General features: G+C 44.2%; 14 protein-coding genes. 7 read left to right on the top strand and 7 right to left on the bottom strand.

The features are described from left to right. Positions 1-9: 9 nt before the first annotated feature. The 3 genes from ACHUET_RS04550 to tolQ are packed head-to-tail and all read right to left on the bottom strand — an operon-like array spanning position 10 to position 2,276. Positions 10-1,038: a cell envelope integrity TolA family protein gene (locus ACHUET_RS04550; RefSeq protein WP_394211016.1), complete on the bottom strand. Its 1,029-nt coding sequence runs from the start codon at positions 1,036-1,038 to the stop codon at positions 10-12. A 57-nt stretch (positions 1,039-1,095) separates the two neighbouring features. After that, complete coding sequence (gene tolR / locus ACHUET_RS04545; RefSeq protein ID WP_201600556.1) at positions 1,096-1,557, bottom strand: protein TolR; 462 nt, start codon at positions 1,555-1,557, stop codon at positions 1,096-1,098. After that, positions 1,554-2,276, bottom strand: coding sequence for a protein TolQ (tolQ, locus tag ACHUET_RS04540; protein ID WP_201600559.1), 723 nt, complete (start codon positions 2,274-2,276; stop codon positions 1,554-1,556). Before tolQ ends, tolR begins: the two co-directional genes overlap by 4 nt. Positions 2,277-2,837: 561 nt before the next feature. On the opposite strand from tolQ, the gene ACHUET_RS04535 reads away from it, so the two are divergent. The 3 genes from ACHUET_RS04535 (at position 2,838) to ACHUET_RS04525 (ending at position 8,789) form a co-directional block, all read left to right on the top strand. Next, the gene (locus ACHUET_RS04535) at positions 2,838-4,133 is read left to right on the top strand and encodes an NCS2 family permease (RefSeq protein ID WP_238037667.1); all 1,296 of its coding nucleotides are present in this window, start codon (positions 2,838-2,840) and stop codon (positions 4,131-4,133) included. Positions 4,134-4,842: 709 nt separating this feature from the next. Next, on the top strand, positions 4,843-8,088 hold the full coding sequence (gene putA, locus ACHUET_RS04530; RefSeq protein WP_394211012.1) for a bifunctional proline dehydrogenase/L-glutamate gamma-semialdehyde dehydrogenase PutA: 3,246 nt from the start codon (positions 4,843-4,845) through the stop codon (positions 8,086-8,088). Positions 8,089-8,099: 11 nt separating this feature from the next. Continuing rightward, the gene (locus tag ACHUET_RS04525) at positions 8,100-8,789 is read left to right on the top strand and encodes a 1-pyrroline-5-carboxylate dehydrogenase (protein ID WP_394211010.1); all 690 of its coding nucleotides are present in this window, start codon (positions 8,100-8,102) and stop codon (positions 8,787-8,789) included. Positions 8,790-8,973: 184 nt separating this feature from the next. On the opposite strand, the gene ACHUET_RS04520 is transcribed toward ACHUET_RS04525, so the two are convergent. Next, positions 8,974-10,146: a JmjC domain-containing protein gene (locus ACHUET_RS04520; RefSeq protein ID WP_394211008.1), complete on the bottom strand. Its 1,173-nt coding sequence runs from the start codon at positions 10,144-10,146 to the stop codon at positions 8,974-8,976. A 117-nt stretch (positions 10,147-10,263) separates the two neighbouring features. On the opposite strand from ACHUET_RS04520, the gene ACHUET_RS04515 reads away from it, so the two are divergent. Continuing rightward, entirely contained in the window at positions 10,264-10,449 is a 186-nt protein-coding gene (locus tag ACHUET_RS04515; protein ID WP_058025337.1) for an NF038104 family lipoprotein, read from the top strand. Positions 10,450-10,478: 29 nt separating this feature from the next. Here the strand turns inward: ACHUET_RS04515 and ACHUET_RS04510 are convergent, their stop codons facing one another. The 3 genes from ACHUET_RS04510 to mnmA all read right to left on the bottom strand — a co-directional run bounded on the left by ACHUET_RS04510 (position 10,479) and on the right by mnmA (position 13,970). Continuing rightward, entirely contained in the window at positions 10,479-11,108 is a 630-nt protein-coding gene (locus tag ACHUET_RS04510) for a DUF2238 domain-containing protein (RefSeq protein ID WP_394211006.1), read from the bottom strand. 31 nt (positions 11,109-11,139) lie between these two features. Then, on the bottom strand, positions 11,140-12,531 hold the full coding sequence (gene purB, locus ACHUET_RS04505) for an adenylosuccinate lyase (RefSeq protein ID WP_394211004.1): 1,392 nt from the start codon (positions 12,529-12,531) through the stop codon (positions 11,140-11,142). 212 nt (positions 12,532-12,743) lie between these two features. Next, positions 12,744-13,970, bottom strand: a complete 1,227-nt coding sequence (gene mnmA, locus ACHUET_RS04500) for a tRNA 2-thiouridine(34) synthase MnmA (RefSeq protein WP_394211002.1) — start codon at positions 13,968-13,970, stop codon at positions 12,744-12,746. 260 nt (positions 13,971-14,230) lie between these two features. On the opposite strand from mnmA, the gene ispF reads away from it, so the two are divergent. From ispF to ACHUET_RS04485, 3 genes are all read left to right on the top strand, one after another. Next, entirely contained in the window at positions 14,231-14,734 is a 504-nt protein-coding gene (gene ispF, locus ACHUET_RS04495) for a 2-C-methyl-D-erythritol 2,4-cyclodiphosphate synthase (protein WP_394211000.1), read from the top strand. A gap of 117 nt (positions 14,735-14,851) precedes the next feature. Continuing rightward, a complete protein-coding gene (gene grxD, locus ACHUET_RS04490) occupies positions 14,852-15,202 on the top strand; it encodes a Grx4 family monothiol glutaredoxin (protein ID WP_193012410.1) in 351 nt (116 codons plus the stop codon). 269 nt (positions 15,203-15,471) lie between these two features. Continuing rightward, positions 15,472-16,011 carry a hypothetical protein gene (locus ACHUET_RS04485; protein WP_394210998.1) on the top strand — a complete coding sequence of 180 codons (540 nt, stop codon included), beginning with the start codon at positions 15,472-15,474 and terminating at the stop codon, positions 16,009-16,011. Positions 16,012-16,059: the final 48 nt, after the last annotated feature.

The raw sequence follows: 16,059 nt of genomic DNA, 5'->3' as shown, positions 1-16,059 counted from the left end.
AGCAACTGATTAATTGCTACCTTTAAACAGTATGGTAAAGGTGGGATATTTAGGGTCATCAGCATCGATTGGTAGGCTACCTGTGTTGAGTACTGCTTGTTTGGCAGCTTCATTAACGACGCTATCAGGACCAGATGCGCTAACATTGACCACGTCACCATTGGCATTGACGGTGATGGTTAAGGTGGCACGCTGGGTAGAGCCTTTCGCTGCGGTAGGCGGTGTATAGTTGCGCTTGATTAGATTGATGATTTCACTATTGCTGGCTCCGCGGCTACCACTTGAGGCAGAGCGACTACTACCTTTAGAGGTGCTAGAGGTTGAGGTGTCGCCAGAGAGGGTTGATTGACCATCTGAGAGACTAAAGGTTCGGCCTGCATTGCCAGAGCCATCTGTATCAATCTGTATATTACGATCGTTAGCCGTGGGGCGTCTGATCTTAGGTGGGTTATTTTGCTTTTGACGAAAATCTCCGAGCCGTTTTTGCTCTTCGATCATCTGCTCTCTTTTGTCTTGCTCTACTTGATCGAGCTCCTCTATCGCGGATTCGTCTAGCTGCGCTGCCCACTCTGCCATTCTGCGCTCATACTCTTGGTTTTGTTCACGCAAGCGTTGATGTTGCTCTTCACTCATAAGCATGGGCTGACTGGCAGGCTCATCAGATCGCGTAAACACAGGGACACGCTGAGAGTTTGGCTGGCTCGGATTTTGAGCGCTTGTACTACTACTACTGCTTGAGGTTTCTTGTTGAGCGCTACTGGCTGATTCGCTGGTGCTGCTGTCCATTTGCATGGCGCTGGCTGCTGCACGATTGGCCAATATCTGTCCTTGCATTTCAGCGAGCTGCTCAGGAGATACCATGACCGTCTCGATACTACCAGCAGTCTCAACCTCAGTGGTTTGATAGTTATAAACCAGTATGCCGATTATAAGACCATGTGCTAGCAAACTGAGTAACGTAGGCAGTGTTAGCCCGTTACCTTCAGGTTCGGTTGGGACATAGACGGCAGGCGCATTATGCATGGTATGGATACTCATGAACGTGGTTTATCGGATTGGCTGCTATGATGTGACATGCCTATATAGAAAGTATAGCTATTGGAGCGATGGCGTCGGCAGAGGCGCACCAGTCAATAACCCTACTTTTTCAATACCTGCCTGCTGCAAAGTTGCCATGAGCGTCATGATAGCGCCATATTGGTTATTTTGATCAGCATTAATCATCACTTGCAATGGCTCGGTGTTGGTATTACCGCTCTGAGATTGTAAGTTCGATAAAGTGTTAATTAGCTCAGGCTCACTAATAGGCAAGTCGATGTTGTTTTCATAACTGATAAAAATCTCGCCACTGTCAGTCAATGAGACAATGACAGGCAACTGGCTCTGACTCATGGTATTGGTTTGCTCTTTTGGCAAATCAACATCGACACCCGTAATAAGCATGGGTGCGGTCACCATAAATATCACCAATAGCACCAGCATAACGTCGATGTAAGGAACGACGTTCATCTCTGCATTCAGCGCTTTTTTCTCACGGCGATAGGGGTTTGGTTTCATAGCCCATTCACCTGAGTGGCACTCACTTGAGTCTCTCTAGCAACGGGGCTTTGTACACTGGTCTCGCGCTGTAGCATGCCTGTCATCTCGTCACAGAACAGTGCTCGTGAATCATAAAGACGGCTCGATTTTGCCGTAAAATGGTTGTATGCCAATACAGCAGGAATAGCGGCAAATAAACCCATTGCCGTCGCAATCAGCGCCTCAGCAATACCAGGCGCGACAGAGGCTAGGGTGGCTTGCTCAGTTTGCGACAGTCCCAAAAACGCATTCATGATGCCCCAAACGGTACCAAACAGTCCGATGTAAGGAGCTACCGAGCCGACACTCGCTAGTGTCGTCAGTCCTGACTCGAGTAATTGCTGCTGACGGCCCAAGCCGACGCGCAGTTTACGCTCGACACCATCGATGATGTCATCTTTAGGTTGACGCTTTTTATGCATTCTTAGATATTCTGAAAATCCCACATAAAAAATCTGCTCGAGTCCTTGGCGATCAGGTGAGCCTTGTACGCCTTGATACAGCTTTGCTAAATCTTCGCCCGACCAAAACCAAGTCTCAAATTGTTGATCAAAGTTTTTAGCCGTACCGAGCCGTGCACTCATACGGAAAATAATGACCCAACTGAACAAAGAGGCTAATAGCAATAACGCCATCACAATCTGTACCAATAGACTGGCTTGAGTAATAAGATCAATAATATTTAATGATTCAGGCATGTAATGGACTCACGGATAATTGACAACAGCTGGTTTAAATACAGACATTTAAACCAAACGAACCCTAAAAATAATACTCACGCTTTCTTGTTCAATCCTCAAGGTGATACTGACATCACAAATCTTGTTTAATAAAGATCCTCTGATCATAAGTCCAACCACTGAGACATCAACATAATAACCTGTTAGTTTACTTCTAAATGAAAGAAACGTCATTATTAATGTGTTAACCAGACAAAAAGTACGAAATATCAAATATTAAGTATCTTAACGTTATGATGGTAACTCACTATCTTATTATTAATATGCATAAATGATTTGATCTAGAGGATATAAGAAAATTAAAATTTGTATAGACTTTTCGTCGTTATAAAAGTGATGTTTTTAACTGCTTTTTTATACGAGTTAGACATTATCAGCGATTGAGTTTGTAAGATAACTCGTCTAATATGTTACGCTTTGTTACTACATTATTCTTACTGCGGCATTGCTATTCTTGCTGAGGTTATGTTTGATTTTAGGTAGTGGTGACTTTTTATTATCCAGTCGGGGGCGACACTTATGAATGCAATTGAACGCTATTTTGGGATTAATGGTGACAATACCACAATCAAAACAGAAATCGTCGCTGGTATAACCACGTTTTTAACGATGGCTTATATCATCTTTGTTAACCCTAATGTCTTAGCCGATGCGGGTATGGATAAAGGGGCTGTATTTGTTGCAACTTGTTTGGCCGCAGCGGTAGGTTGTTTTATCATGGGTATTTATGCCCGACTACCAGTAGCGTTAGCGCCAGGCATGGGACTTAATGCCTTCTTTACGTATGGCGTGGTTCTAGGTATGGGCTATGCATGGCAAACCGCACTGGGTGCGGTGTTCTTGTCAGGTTGTATCTTTGTACTATTAAGTCTATTTAAAATTCGTGAAGCGATCATTAATGCGATTCCAAACTCTCTCAAAAACGGCGTGGTCGCTGGTATTGGTGCATTCTTGGCTTTTATTGCTTTGCAGAGTGCAGGTATCATCGTCAATCATGATGCGACCTTGGTTGCCCTTGGTGATATGACGTCATTTGGTCCTGTATTGGCTTCATTAGGTTTTGTCGTCATTATCGGTCTGTCTTATAAAAGAGTCCCAGGCGCGGTAACCATTGGTATTTTGCTGGTTGCTCTGATTAGCTTGCTCATGGGCTATACACAGTTTACCGGTATCATATCGGCACCACCTTCAATCGCGCCAACACTGATGCAGCTCGATATCGCTGGCGCATTTGATGTTGGTATGATCAGTGTGATCTTCGCTTTCTTATTTGTGGATTTATTTGATACTGCAGGTACGCTCATTGCGACTACTAGCCAAGCCAAGTTGACTGACAAAGATGGCAATATCCCTAATATGGGCAAGGCGCTATTAGCAGACTCAACAGCGACAGTCGCAGGCTCTTTACTGGGTACGTCATCGACAACCAGTTATATTGAAAGTATCTCTGGCATTGCCTCAGGTGGCCGTACAGGATTGATGGCAGTCACTGTTGGTGTGTTATTTTTACTAAGTATTTTCTTTTCTCCATTAGCCGGTATGATCCCAGCATACGCGACGGCCGGTGCCATATTTTATGTTGCCGTACTGATGATGGGCACCTTAAAAGACATCGACTGGAGCGACTTAACAGAAGCGGCGCCTGTTGTGGTTGTATTGTTGTTCACACCGCTGACATACTCTATCGCTGATGGCATTGCGCTTGGTTTTATCACCTTTACCGCGGTCAAAGCAATCGCTGGCAAGTTCGCTGATATCAGCATTGCTGTATGGCTTTTGACCCTTGTGCTATTGGTTAAAATTATCTTCTTGTAAGGCGTATTGCGCTAGGTATGAGACCTAACAATAGAACCCTCTTTATCACTTGATGGTAAAGAGGGTTTTTATTATTTGGAGACAGTACTTAGCTTACTAGTAGGCCTAAAATTTGTGCGATTGGAACCCAAAATTTTGATAATAATTAATCAGCAATAGTAAACTAAAAAATATAACCAAAGCGTCACGACTGACAAAGTGCTTGTAAGTCTTTGTTATTTAAAGGCAAATTAATTTATAAAAATAAAAAAAATCGTTAGTTTGAATTTTTTTTTCATGATATTATAGCCGAGTTAAGCGCATCACCTCAATCAACGCCGTAGAGGTTTTTCTTACAGTGAATTTGCACATTTAAGATGGTATGTTTGGGCTTGTTTAAGTGATTTTTTATCACTTCATTCAAGCGATATTTGTCCATCACACTCCTTTCACTACTAACAAGAAGAAGGCACTAATGCCGCTTAATTTTTCGTTGTTGCCTTTGTATTGTTAACGTAGCCCGTTTAACAGTTGAACGACCTACTTAACCATCTCCAGCATGTGCTGGATTTTCTAGTTTTGTGATGGCGCCGTTTGGTCTTTTGATTATTGCTGTGAATATCCGTCAATAACCTCTATTTTGATAGCGGTTACGAGCAGTTATGCAGGACGATCAGACTTCCTAAAGCACCATTTATTATGGTTTTTAAACGATAGTTATGGAGTTGTTATGAACCCAGTAGACCAGTTTACCCCGCAAGAGCCGATTTTGTTCAATCCTGTTGATATGCTATCGCCAGAGTATCTTGCTCAGCCAATAGAAGAGCTATATAAGCGTATTTCGCCACTATATAGCGTTGATGAACAGCGTTGGTTGTCTGATTTATTGCCACTTGCCAAGCCTAGTACCCAAGAGCGTGATGCCGCCGCTGAGCAGACACGCAAGCTGGTTGAGCATGTGCGTAACGATGGCAAAGCCGTCAAGATGGTTGACTCATTATTGCTTGAGTATAGCCTTGATACCCAAGAAGGTATCTTGCTCATGAGCTTGGCAGAAGCTTTGATTCGAGTGCCAGACAATTATACTGCTGATGCATTGATTCATGACAAAATGAGTGTGGCTGATTGGAAAAAGCACATCAAAAATGACAATGGTTTCATGGTCAATGCCTCTACTTGGGGCATGATGATGACAGGCCGTGTCGTCAGTATTGATAGCAGCACCACTGCATCAGGTTTCTTGGATCGCATGACCAAAAAGATGGGCGAGCCTGTCATTCGTAGTGCCATGCAAAAGGCCATGCGTATCATGGGCCACCAGTTTGTATTGGGCGAAACCATTGAAGACGCCAATAAAAACAGCCAGCCATATCGTAATAAAGGTTATACCTATTCATTCGATATGCTAGGTGAAGCGGCTATCACGCATAGAGATGCTGAAAAATACTTCAATGACTACTTGCATGCGATCAAAGCGACGGCCAACGTCAAAGTCAAAGAAGGTATGCCAAAGCCATCAGTATCTATCAAATTGTCTGCGCTACATCCTCGCTATGAAGCGACACAAGAAGCTCAGGTCATGGGTCTATTGCGTCAACGCTGCTTGCTCCTTATTGAAGCGGCACGCGAAGTCAATGTTGATCTTAGTATTGATGCCGAAGAAGCGGATCGTCTTGAGATTTCTTTAAAACTGTTTGAGTCTCTGTACCGTGATAACTCAACAGCTGGTTGGGATGGCCTAGGTATCGTTGTACAGGGTTATTCTAAACGTGCTATCGCTGTATTGGCTTGGCTTGCTCGTTTGTCTTCTGAAGTCGGTGATCGCATTCCAGTACGTCTGGTAAAAGGCGCTTATTGGGATACTGAGATCAAACTTGCGCAGCAAAAAGGTCTATCAGGCTATCCAGTTTGGACACGCAAAGAAGGTACAGATACCGCATATCTTGCTAGTGCGCGTTTCTTATTATCAGACCATCTGCGCGGTCTTATCTGGCCACAGTTTGCGACGCATAATGCGCATACATTGTCTTCAATCATGACCATGAGTCAGCATAAAGAGTTTGAATTCCAACGTTTGCACGGTATGGGTGATGCACTTTATGACCATATTTTGCAAGCTTATGAGATTCCTGTACGTATCTATGCACCAGTTGGCGCGCACAAAGACTTGCTACCATATTTGGTACGTCGTTTGTTAGAGAACGGTGCCAACAGCTCGTTTGTCCATCAGTTATTAGACAAGTCGTATCCGATTGAAAAACTAACTGTGCATCCATATGACAAGCTACTTGCCAACCCAACATTGCATAACCCAGATATCCCGCTACCACTAGAGATTTATGGTTCGCGACGTGCAAGTTTTGGCCCTAATATATTTGTAGAGTCACAGTGGTTGCCGTTTAAAGCAGCTATTGATAGCCATCTCAATAAAAAATGGTCGGCGACACCTATCATCAACGGTCAAGCAATTAATGACTATGAAGTAGATGGCGTCACCCATCAGCTTGATGCTCAGCCTGTACTTGCGCCTTGGAATCATGACGTAAGCGCTGGTGAAGTCAAATATGCCAATGCAGAACTGGCTCGTCAAGCGATTGATGTCGCTGTTGCTGGCCAAAGTACGTGGCAGAACGTGACAGTAGCCAAACGTGCAGCAATCTTGCGTAAGATGGCTGAGCTATTTGAAGAAAACTACGCTGAGCTGATGGCACTATGCCAAGTCGAAGCTGGTAAGACCATGCAAGACAGTATCGATGAAATCAAAGAAGCCGTTGATTTCTGTCGTTTTTACGCTGATGAAGCAGAGCGCCTAGATGATGTCGTGCATGAGTTTACAGATTTGTCTGGTAAGCAATCTCGTCAAGTTTATAAACCACGTGGCACCTTTGTGTGTATTAGCCCATGGAACTTCCCATTGGCTATCTACACGGGTCAAATCGTGGCGGCACTGGCAGCAGGTAATACGGTAGTTGCTAAGCCTGCTGAACAAACCAGCTTGATTGCTCATTTTGGTGCGCAACTCATGTATCAAGCGGGTGTACCAGCAGAAGCACTACAATTGGTGACAGGTGCTGGTGATGTGGGCGGAGCGCTAACGGCTGCTGACAACATAGCAGGTGTGATATTTACTGGCTCAACCCAAACTGCTCAGCGTATCAATCAAAGCTTGAATGATCATGCACAAGCGAGTGGCGAGCTGCCTGTATTTATCGCTGAGACTGGCGGTCAGAACGCGATGATTGTTGATTCAACAGCACTGCCAGAGCAAGTCGTTAAAGATGCTGTTCTATCTGCATTTGGTTCAGCAGGTCAGCGTTGCTCAGCTTGCCGTATACTATGTGTACAGGAAGAGATGGCTGATGATTTGATCGAGCTATTGCAAGGTAATATGGCTGAGCTTTCTGTTGGTAACCCGCTATATGCTGCCACAGATGTAGGTCCAGTGATTGATGCTGATGCTAAAAATGGTCTTGAGGCGCATATCGCCCGTATGGACGCTGAGCCAACCGCTACTATCTTGGCTCAAACCCCAATGAGTGCAAGCTCAGTGGTCAGCCAAGAGAAGTCTACCTTTGTATTGCCAACCGCAATCGAGGTAAGCAGTATTGATGTGATTGGTGGTGAGCACTTTGGTCCAATTCTGCACGTATTGCGCTATCAAGCACGTGATCTGAATAAGCTGATTGACGCTATCAACAACACAGGCTTTGGTTTGACGATGGGTATTCATAGCCGTATCGAAAAAACTGTTGAGCATATCGAGCGCCGTGCTTTTGTAGGTAACACTTATATCAACCGTAACCAAATCGGCGCGGTTGTGAACGTTCAACCATTTGGTGGTTGTGGTCTGTCTGGTACTGGCCCGAAAGCAGGTGGCCCGCACTATGTTGCACGTCTGATGCAGCTTGAATCAGCATCAACAAGCAGCCAAACAAACAGCACTACCCAAACAACCACTCAAACAGAACTCGCATAAGGAGTAGCAACATGGCGACTGAATTCAAAAAAAATCATGCCCAGGTTTGTGAATCTTGGCGACTACTTGGCGCAGTTAACCGCGCAACGTATCTGCAAGCAGCTATTCCAAAGCTGTCTTTGTTGACTGGTGATGCAAATAAAGCAAAGCGTTTATTCAATCATCTATTGAGCGAGGCGCCAAGCTTAGATGAGACGCATCGTATGACTGGTGCGACAGGTGAGTCAAACGACTTGTACGTCACTGGTCGCGGTAAAACGATGGTCGTTGGTGGCGAATCATCCAGAGCAATGGCCGTACTAGGTCAGCTTGTGGCTGCATTATTGACTGGTAATGAAGTCATACTGCATTGCCCAAGCCAAGATGAGATGTGCAATGAAGCCGCTAAAATCCTGTACGATACGGGTATTAGCGAAGATGTATTGAGCGTGGCTAATGACTCGCAAACCATCACGCTTTTATACATTGATCGTCTTGCTCAGGTGGCTGTTTCTGGCAGTCGTAGTGAAGTACAAGTTATCAGTCAAGAGCTTGCAAAGACAGATGGTATTTTGACTCAAGTCATCAGTGTCACTGACATGGAAGGACTGTCTGAGATGCTAACACCTGATTATCTCCATCGTTTTGTCACTGAGCGTGTCAAGACCATTAACACCACAGCGATTGGTGGTAATGCTAGCTTGCTTGAGCTTGGTACATAGTAACTGTACTTATTATCGACCCGCCTAGCTTTTATAATGATAAATGCTAAGCGGTATTTGTTACATCATTATGAGTATTGAACAAGTAATTGTATAATATGCATAAGAAAAAACCGCTATCTGAGTAATTGTCAGATAGCGGTTTTTTTATTTGCGTGATTTAACTGAAAACGATTACGCGGTCTTATTCAGCCATTTCAATCCATACCCAACCGTTCTCTAACCATTCGCTCAAATCATCTGCATCGATATCCTTCACATCATGATGCTGTAATGGCTCTCCATCAGCCAAACGTACCAACACTGCTATTGCTGCATCATCAAGTCCATCGAGACGCTGACCATTAGCATATAGCACAATGCCATCATTGGTTTTGTTATAGAGTAGGCGATTGCTATAATCTGCTTGCAATGTAGCACCCTCAGACAGTGCCTGCACGAGCGCTTCAGTATCCAGTGTTTCCTCTGGCATCAGCGCATCATATTGGCGCTTACCAACCACTTCAGAGACAGCTTGGCGAATCATATCATCACCGCGCTCAGATTGTAGCATCTCTAGTAATTGCGCTTTGATTGCAGCGATGCTGTCTGCTTGCAGTTCACCTGAATTTTGCAACGCTTGTGGTAGTAGCATAGGGATAAATAACTGGCTGTCATTGGTTGCAATATCCGCCACGCTATCGATGATTTGCATCAAATTTGGACGACGACAGCCAAAAGAGAAAGTGAGACAGTCGTCTTGTGCCACCCCAAAGTGTGATAGCTTTGGTGGTACATAAAGCACATCACCTGCTTCTAGTATCTCATCGAAGATAAGCTCACCCATGTCATCAAACAAGCGAATAGGCTCATCAGCGACAAATTCTGTCTGCTCATCGCAAAACTTGCCGAGCTGCCAGCGCCGTGATCCGTAACCTTGTGCTAAGAACACATCGTAGTCGTCATAATGCTTACCGACCGACCCACCTTTAGGTGCATAGGAGACCATAATATCGTCACGCTGCCATTGCGGAATAAAGTCAAACGCTTGCCACAACTGACCGAGCTCTGGCGACCACTGTTCTAGATTTTGTACCAATACAGTCCATTGTTCTGGCAGGTTGTCAAAGTCAGTTTCATTTAGCGGACTTTTCTTGAGTTGCCACTGTGCCTGACCTTCTTTTTTATTGGCTGCTTGGGTTAGTAAGCGTGCGCTAGCATCTTCCTCAAGGGCAAGACCAATCATGTCATCTGGCTCAAACATATCAATCAGCTGCGGTAAGCCTTGCTTGATAAGCAGTGGTTTTTTCTGCCAGTATTCAACCAAAAACTGCTCAGGTGAAATAGAGTCGGGTAGACAAAGAGGAATAGAAGTCATGGGTAAATCCATATGAGATTGATAGTAAGAGATGCTTTATATAAAGGTTTTAATCGTTTATGATTGTCACCTATCTGATGGCTATCATCAGAGCAGCCACTGAATCGTAGGAAAGTTATGAAAAAATTGCATTTTATCGTCATTATCGCTAGCGTGTTTTTATTACAAGCCTGTGTCCATAAGATTGTCACCGTACCTGCCAAAATTGCTTATAAAACTACCAAAGGCGTGGTCAAAGGAACCGTTGCTGTCGGTAAAGCCATTATACCGGGTGATAGTGACGACGATAAAAAAGACGATTAATTTATCTTTTGATATTTATGGCTTATTGTTTATAACCTAGTGCTTATAGGTTTGAGACAGTATAAACCTGCCGCAATTAGCCCGCCAAGTAATGCCAATGCCATATCTTTGTGGGCGTCCCATACATCACCCTGCTGACCGTTATACGCTTCAGCAGCTTCTGGTGATAACGTCATTGCAATGCCCCATTCGAGCAACTCGTAGAGCAGACTTGATGACATATTTATCATGAGGGCAAGGGCGATGAATAGTTTGACAGATTGAATTTTGAAGATAGACTTTGAGACATCTATCATCACATTGAATAGTAAGAGCCCGTAGCTAAAATGGACAAGACGATCGTACATATTGCGCTGCCAGCCAAACAATTCGTCTAAACGTATACCGAATATTTGCTGTGTCCAGTCATTGTAGGGCACATAAGAGTATAGATAGCGCGCACCGATAATATGAATAATTAAAAACAGCGAAGCGAGCAAATAGGAGCGTGAGCTAACATAGCGATAGCGATAAGCACCTAGCATTAATGCCAAAAAAAGTAGCGTACCGAACTGATGTAACAGGTAGCTCGACCACTCTAGAGGCTCAATGCTTGCCAGTACCATGACCATAAATACCGCAGTGGTACTAGCAAACACAGATTTTGTATGTTGATGCATAGTGCTCGCTGGCTGCTATTAATTGTTAAAATTACAGCTTGGCGATCCATTTTTTAATCGCACGTGCTTGCTCAGCGGCATTACCCGTATAAGTTGCAGGCGTCAATGCGCGCAGGCGGGCTTTATCAGCATCACTAACCGATGACAGCTCGTCGCTTTCTACAAACGTCAGCATCGCTTCACGAGTCATGGCATTACCACGAGTCAGTGCTTTTAGTTTTTCATATGGGTTTTCAACACGGTAGCGACGCATAACGGTCTGAATCGGCTCTGCGAGCACTTCTTGCGCTTGATTCAAATCATCATCCAAACGCTGCGCATTTAGCTCAAGTTTACCCACACCTTTTAAGCAAGCATCAAACGCAATCATGCTCTGTGCTAGGCCAACACCGATATTACGCAACACCGTTGAGTCCGATAGGTCACGCTGCATACGTGAGATAGGCAGCTTCTCACCCAAATGTGCCAGCATCGCATTGGCAACGCCTAAGTTACCTTCAGAGTTTTCAAAATCAATTGGATTAACTTTATGCGGCATGGTAGAAGAGCCCACTTCACCGTCCTTTAGGCGCTGTTTAAAATAGCCTAAGCTAATATATTGCCAAATATCACGGTTAAAATCGATCAAGATTGTGTTGAAGCGCTTAACAGCATCAAACAATTCAGCGATATAGTCGTGTGGCTCAATTTGAGTCGTATAAGGGTTAAATGTTAGCTCTAGACGCTGATTGATAAATGCTTCAGCATGGCTCTGCCAGTCGACGTCAGGATACGCTGAAAAATGCGCATTATAGTTACCAACAGCGCCGTTGATTTTACCTAACAGTTCTACTTGATTGATTTGCTTGATTTGGCGGGCTAGGCGGTAGGCCACGTTTGCCATCTCTTTACCCAATGTCGTTGGACTGGCTGTCTGACCATGTGTACGTGATAGCATTGGTTGATCAGCATGAGCAATCGCTAAGTCAACGATGCTATCAGTCACTTGCTGCATTTTGGAAACAACAAGCTCGCGGCTGTCTTTGAGCATCAATGCATATGATAGGTTATTGATATCTTCACTGGTACAGGCAAAGTGAATAAACTCAAGTGAGTCAATCAAGGCATCCTGACCCCGGAACTTGTCTTTGATAAAGTACTCAACCGCTTTTACATCATGATTGGTCGTCGCTTCGATGTCTTTGATAGCTTGGGCATCTGCTTCGCTAAAATCATCAACGATTGCATTCAAAAAAGCGTTGGTCTGGTCATCAAATGCTGCTAATTCACCAATTGCGCTGTTGTCAGCTAAAGACTGCAACCAGCGAATCTCTACCGTAACGCGGGCTTTGATTAGACCAAATTCAGATAAATAAGGACGTAAGCTGTCAGCCTTTGATGCGTAACGACCATCAATTGGAGAGAGAGCGGTAAGTGGGGTCATGGTTGTGCCTCAGTAGTTATGAAATAAAAAACTGCAAGAGTCTAGATAAAAAATTACCATATAAAAAACGACGTCGAAATCGTTGCGCGTAATATAGCAGAAATATGATATTAAAAAAGCGGTCTATGCAAATAAAGCGATGTTGACCCTCGTTAAAATAAACTTATTTACTGCATCAACATCTGTGCTTTAAGTTGGGTGTTAGGAATCAATTAAAATCCGCAAGGCGCATCGATAGATTCAATCACGCCGCCGCCCAGACATACTTCATCAATATAAAATACCGCTGACTGACCAGGGGTGACGGCGCGCTGTGGCTCATCAAATACTACGCGCACTTCGCTGCCATCAGTATTGGTCGCAAACACGCGACAGGCTTGATCTGGCTGGCGATAGCGAGACTTTTCCATACAGGCTAAGCCTTCGTCGCTAAACACATCCGCAGGTGGTAAACCATCAATCCAATCAAGTTTATAGGCTTTTAGCTCATTGCTCATTAACATTGGATGTTCATGCCCTTGACCGACGATTAAACGATTTTTCTCTAAATCTTTTGCCAATACAAACCACGGCTCCTCGGGACGGTCTTTGACACCGCCAATGCCGATGCCGCCACGTTGACCCAATGTGTAATACATAAGGCCATCATGAGTGCCGATGACTTTATTGTCATCAGTGAGTATCTCGCCTTTTTGCGCAGGCAGATATTGCTGTAAGAAGTCTTTAAAGCGGCGCTCACCAATAAAGCAAATACCCGTAGAGTCTTTTTTCTTAGCCGTCGCTAGTTTGTGCTCTTCAGCAATCTGACGTACCACTGGCTTTTCAAGCTCGCCAACTGGGAATAACGTTTTGGCGATTTTGTCACCGCCAACCGCATGCAAGAAATAGCTTTGATCTTTGTTATTATCAAGACCGCGTAAGAGCTGTGCAACCTCATCACCTTCGGCATTGGTATAATTTACACTGCGGCGTGTATAGTGACCGGTCGCGATATAATCTGCACCAAGCGTCAAGGCGTAGTCTAAGAATGCCTTAAACTTAATTTCTTTGTTGCACAAAATATCAGGGTTAGGGGTGCGTCCTGCTTTGTATTCTGCCAAAAAATGCTCAAAAACACGGTCCCAATATTCCATAGCAAAGTTGGCGGTATGTAGCTTCATGCCGATTTTGTCACATACGGCTTGCGCGTCTGCTAGGTCATCCATCGCCGTACAGTATTCGGTGCCGTCATCTTCTTCCCAGTTCTTCATAAATAGGCCTTCGACCTTGAAGCCTGCCTGCTGAAGTAATACGGCCGATACAGAAGAATCGACCCCACCTGACATGCCGACGATCACATGCTTGGTGCTAGGATTTTCGATATCGGCAAGTGTCAAAGGGCGATGAGCATTAAAAGACTCAGAAACGGTTGTGCTTGAGGTATTTTGTATGGCTGACATAAAACGGCTCAACTATTTATACGTTATCCAAAGTACATGCCGACGCCAAGCGTTATACAATCACTACAATACGTAGTCTCAGCACAACAACGTCAGCTTGTCTTTTGGATCTGGTATTATGATAAAATAAACGTCATATTATACCAGTTAATTGAAACTGGTGGCGACCGATGGCGTCTGGCTACTCGTAAAACCACTTTGAAAATTCAGATAGTGGTTTTGAATTATTTTAATCACGTTTAACGCATCTTGGAATAATAATGATAAAAATTGGTCAAGGTATCGACGTTCACGCTTTTCATAATAATGGTCAGCAGCAGCAATATGTGGTGCTAGCGGGTGTGCCGATTGAGCATACTCACAGTTTACTCGCACACTCTGACGGCGACGTGGTTTTGCATGCCTTGGCTGACGCGCTACTTGGCGCTTTAGCACTTGGTGATATTGGTCAGCATTTCCCCGACACCGATGCGGCACATGCTGGATTGGATTCAAGGATTTTGCTGCGCTATGTTTATAGCAAAGTGCAAGAGGCTGGTTATAGCCTAGGCAATGCTGATATTACCGTGATGTGTGAACGTCCAAAGTTGGCGCCGCATAATCTAGCAATGCGCGCTAATATCGCTAGTGACCTGCAAACAGATATTAGCAATATCAGTGTGAAAGCCACCACGACTGAAAAATTGGGATTTACGGGTCGTCAAGAGGGCATCATGGCCAATGCCGTGGTATTATTAGTCCCTAATACTGTTGAACCTACATAGATCGAAAATTCGTGCTTGTAATACAGCGGCAGTCGCCCCATGTATCAGCCACGTCTTTACATAATTATTTTATATAAATAATCATTTTAATGAACCGCTTTATCAATAGGAGCTTTTATGAGTGAGCAAACCCCAAATACTGCTGCAAACGATGTTGAACAATTGATCCGTGATCAAATTCGTGACAATAAAGTCATTATCTACATGAAAGGCACACCGCAATTTCCGCAGTGTGGCTTTTCTGCGCGCTCTATCGAAGTGTTGACTCAGATTGGTCGTCCATTTGCGTTTGTAAACATTTTAGAAAATCCAGAAATTCGTGCAACGTTACCAAAGGTTGCTAATTGGCCAACGTTCCCGCAGTTATGGATTGATGGCGAATTGATGGGTGGATCAGACATCATCTTGCAGATGTATCAATCAGGCGAGCTAAAGCCTTTGGTTGAAGCAAATAGCCCTGCTGCTTAGTTAACGTTTGACAAGGTTGTTTGAGTACTGTTGATGCTCGAACAGCCTTTATAATCAATAAGCACAGCAAACCCAAATGGTCATTAATGGCTGTTTGGGTTTTTTTATTGTTGCTATTAGTGTTTTGGTAGCGTATTTATTCTTGCCCCTATTAGTATTTCCACGCGCGTATGTCATTAGGCTTCGTTGTTTTTATAGGATTTACCCCCATATAGTGTCTAAGATATCAATCACATAAATAATAATTATCAGATGAGTAAGAGAGCTTTATGAGTAACCAAACCAGTGAACAGTTAAATGAACAAAGAGAAGCGGCTGAGCAGGCAGCGATTGAAAAGCGCCGTGAACGTTTAAAAAATGAATCCACACGCATTATTGAGATTGCTAACAACGAGTCATATTCAGCACTCAAGTGTATTCATCAGCTGAGTGTGGCGGGCGGTGCAACTGAAGCGACCTATATCGCTATCGAGCAGCGCATTGTTGTGGACCAAGATCCTGCAGGTGCTTATCATTTGGCACTGTTGGCACAGAACACGCCAGATTTGCCTATCGATGCCCGTCAGCTTATCGAACTGGTAGTCAACAAGGGTGACAACCATCAGCGTTTGGCACTGCTCAGAAACTTACCATTACCGCCAGTTGAGCTCATCAAAGCGCAGATTTTGGCGAGTGATGATGGTGAAGCGATTGGTCAAATGAATGCCTATCTACAGATCAATCCAGAAGGGTATGGTAGCCATCATATGTTGTCTAGCGGTCAATCGGATCAGATCGTACCGCTGAGCCGTGGAAACAGTAATAACTAAGACATCATTACAAACTTAAAAGTTAACAACCCAAGTGATACTGGCATA

The sequence above is a fragment of the Psychrobacter piscatorii genome, assembly GCF_043641605.1.
GTDB lineage: Bacteria > Pseudomonadota > Gammaproteobacteria > Pseudomonadales > Moraxellaceae > Psychrobacter > Psychrobacter piscatorii_C.
The sequence above is the reverse complement of the archived record's forward strand: the minus strand, read 5'-3'. Positions and strand labels throughout refer to the sequence as shown.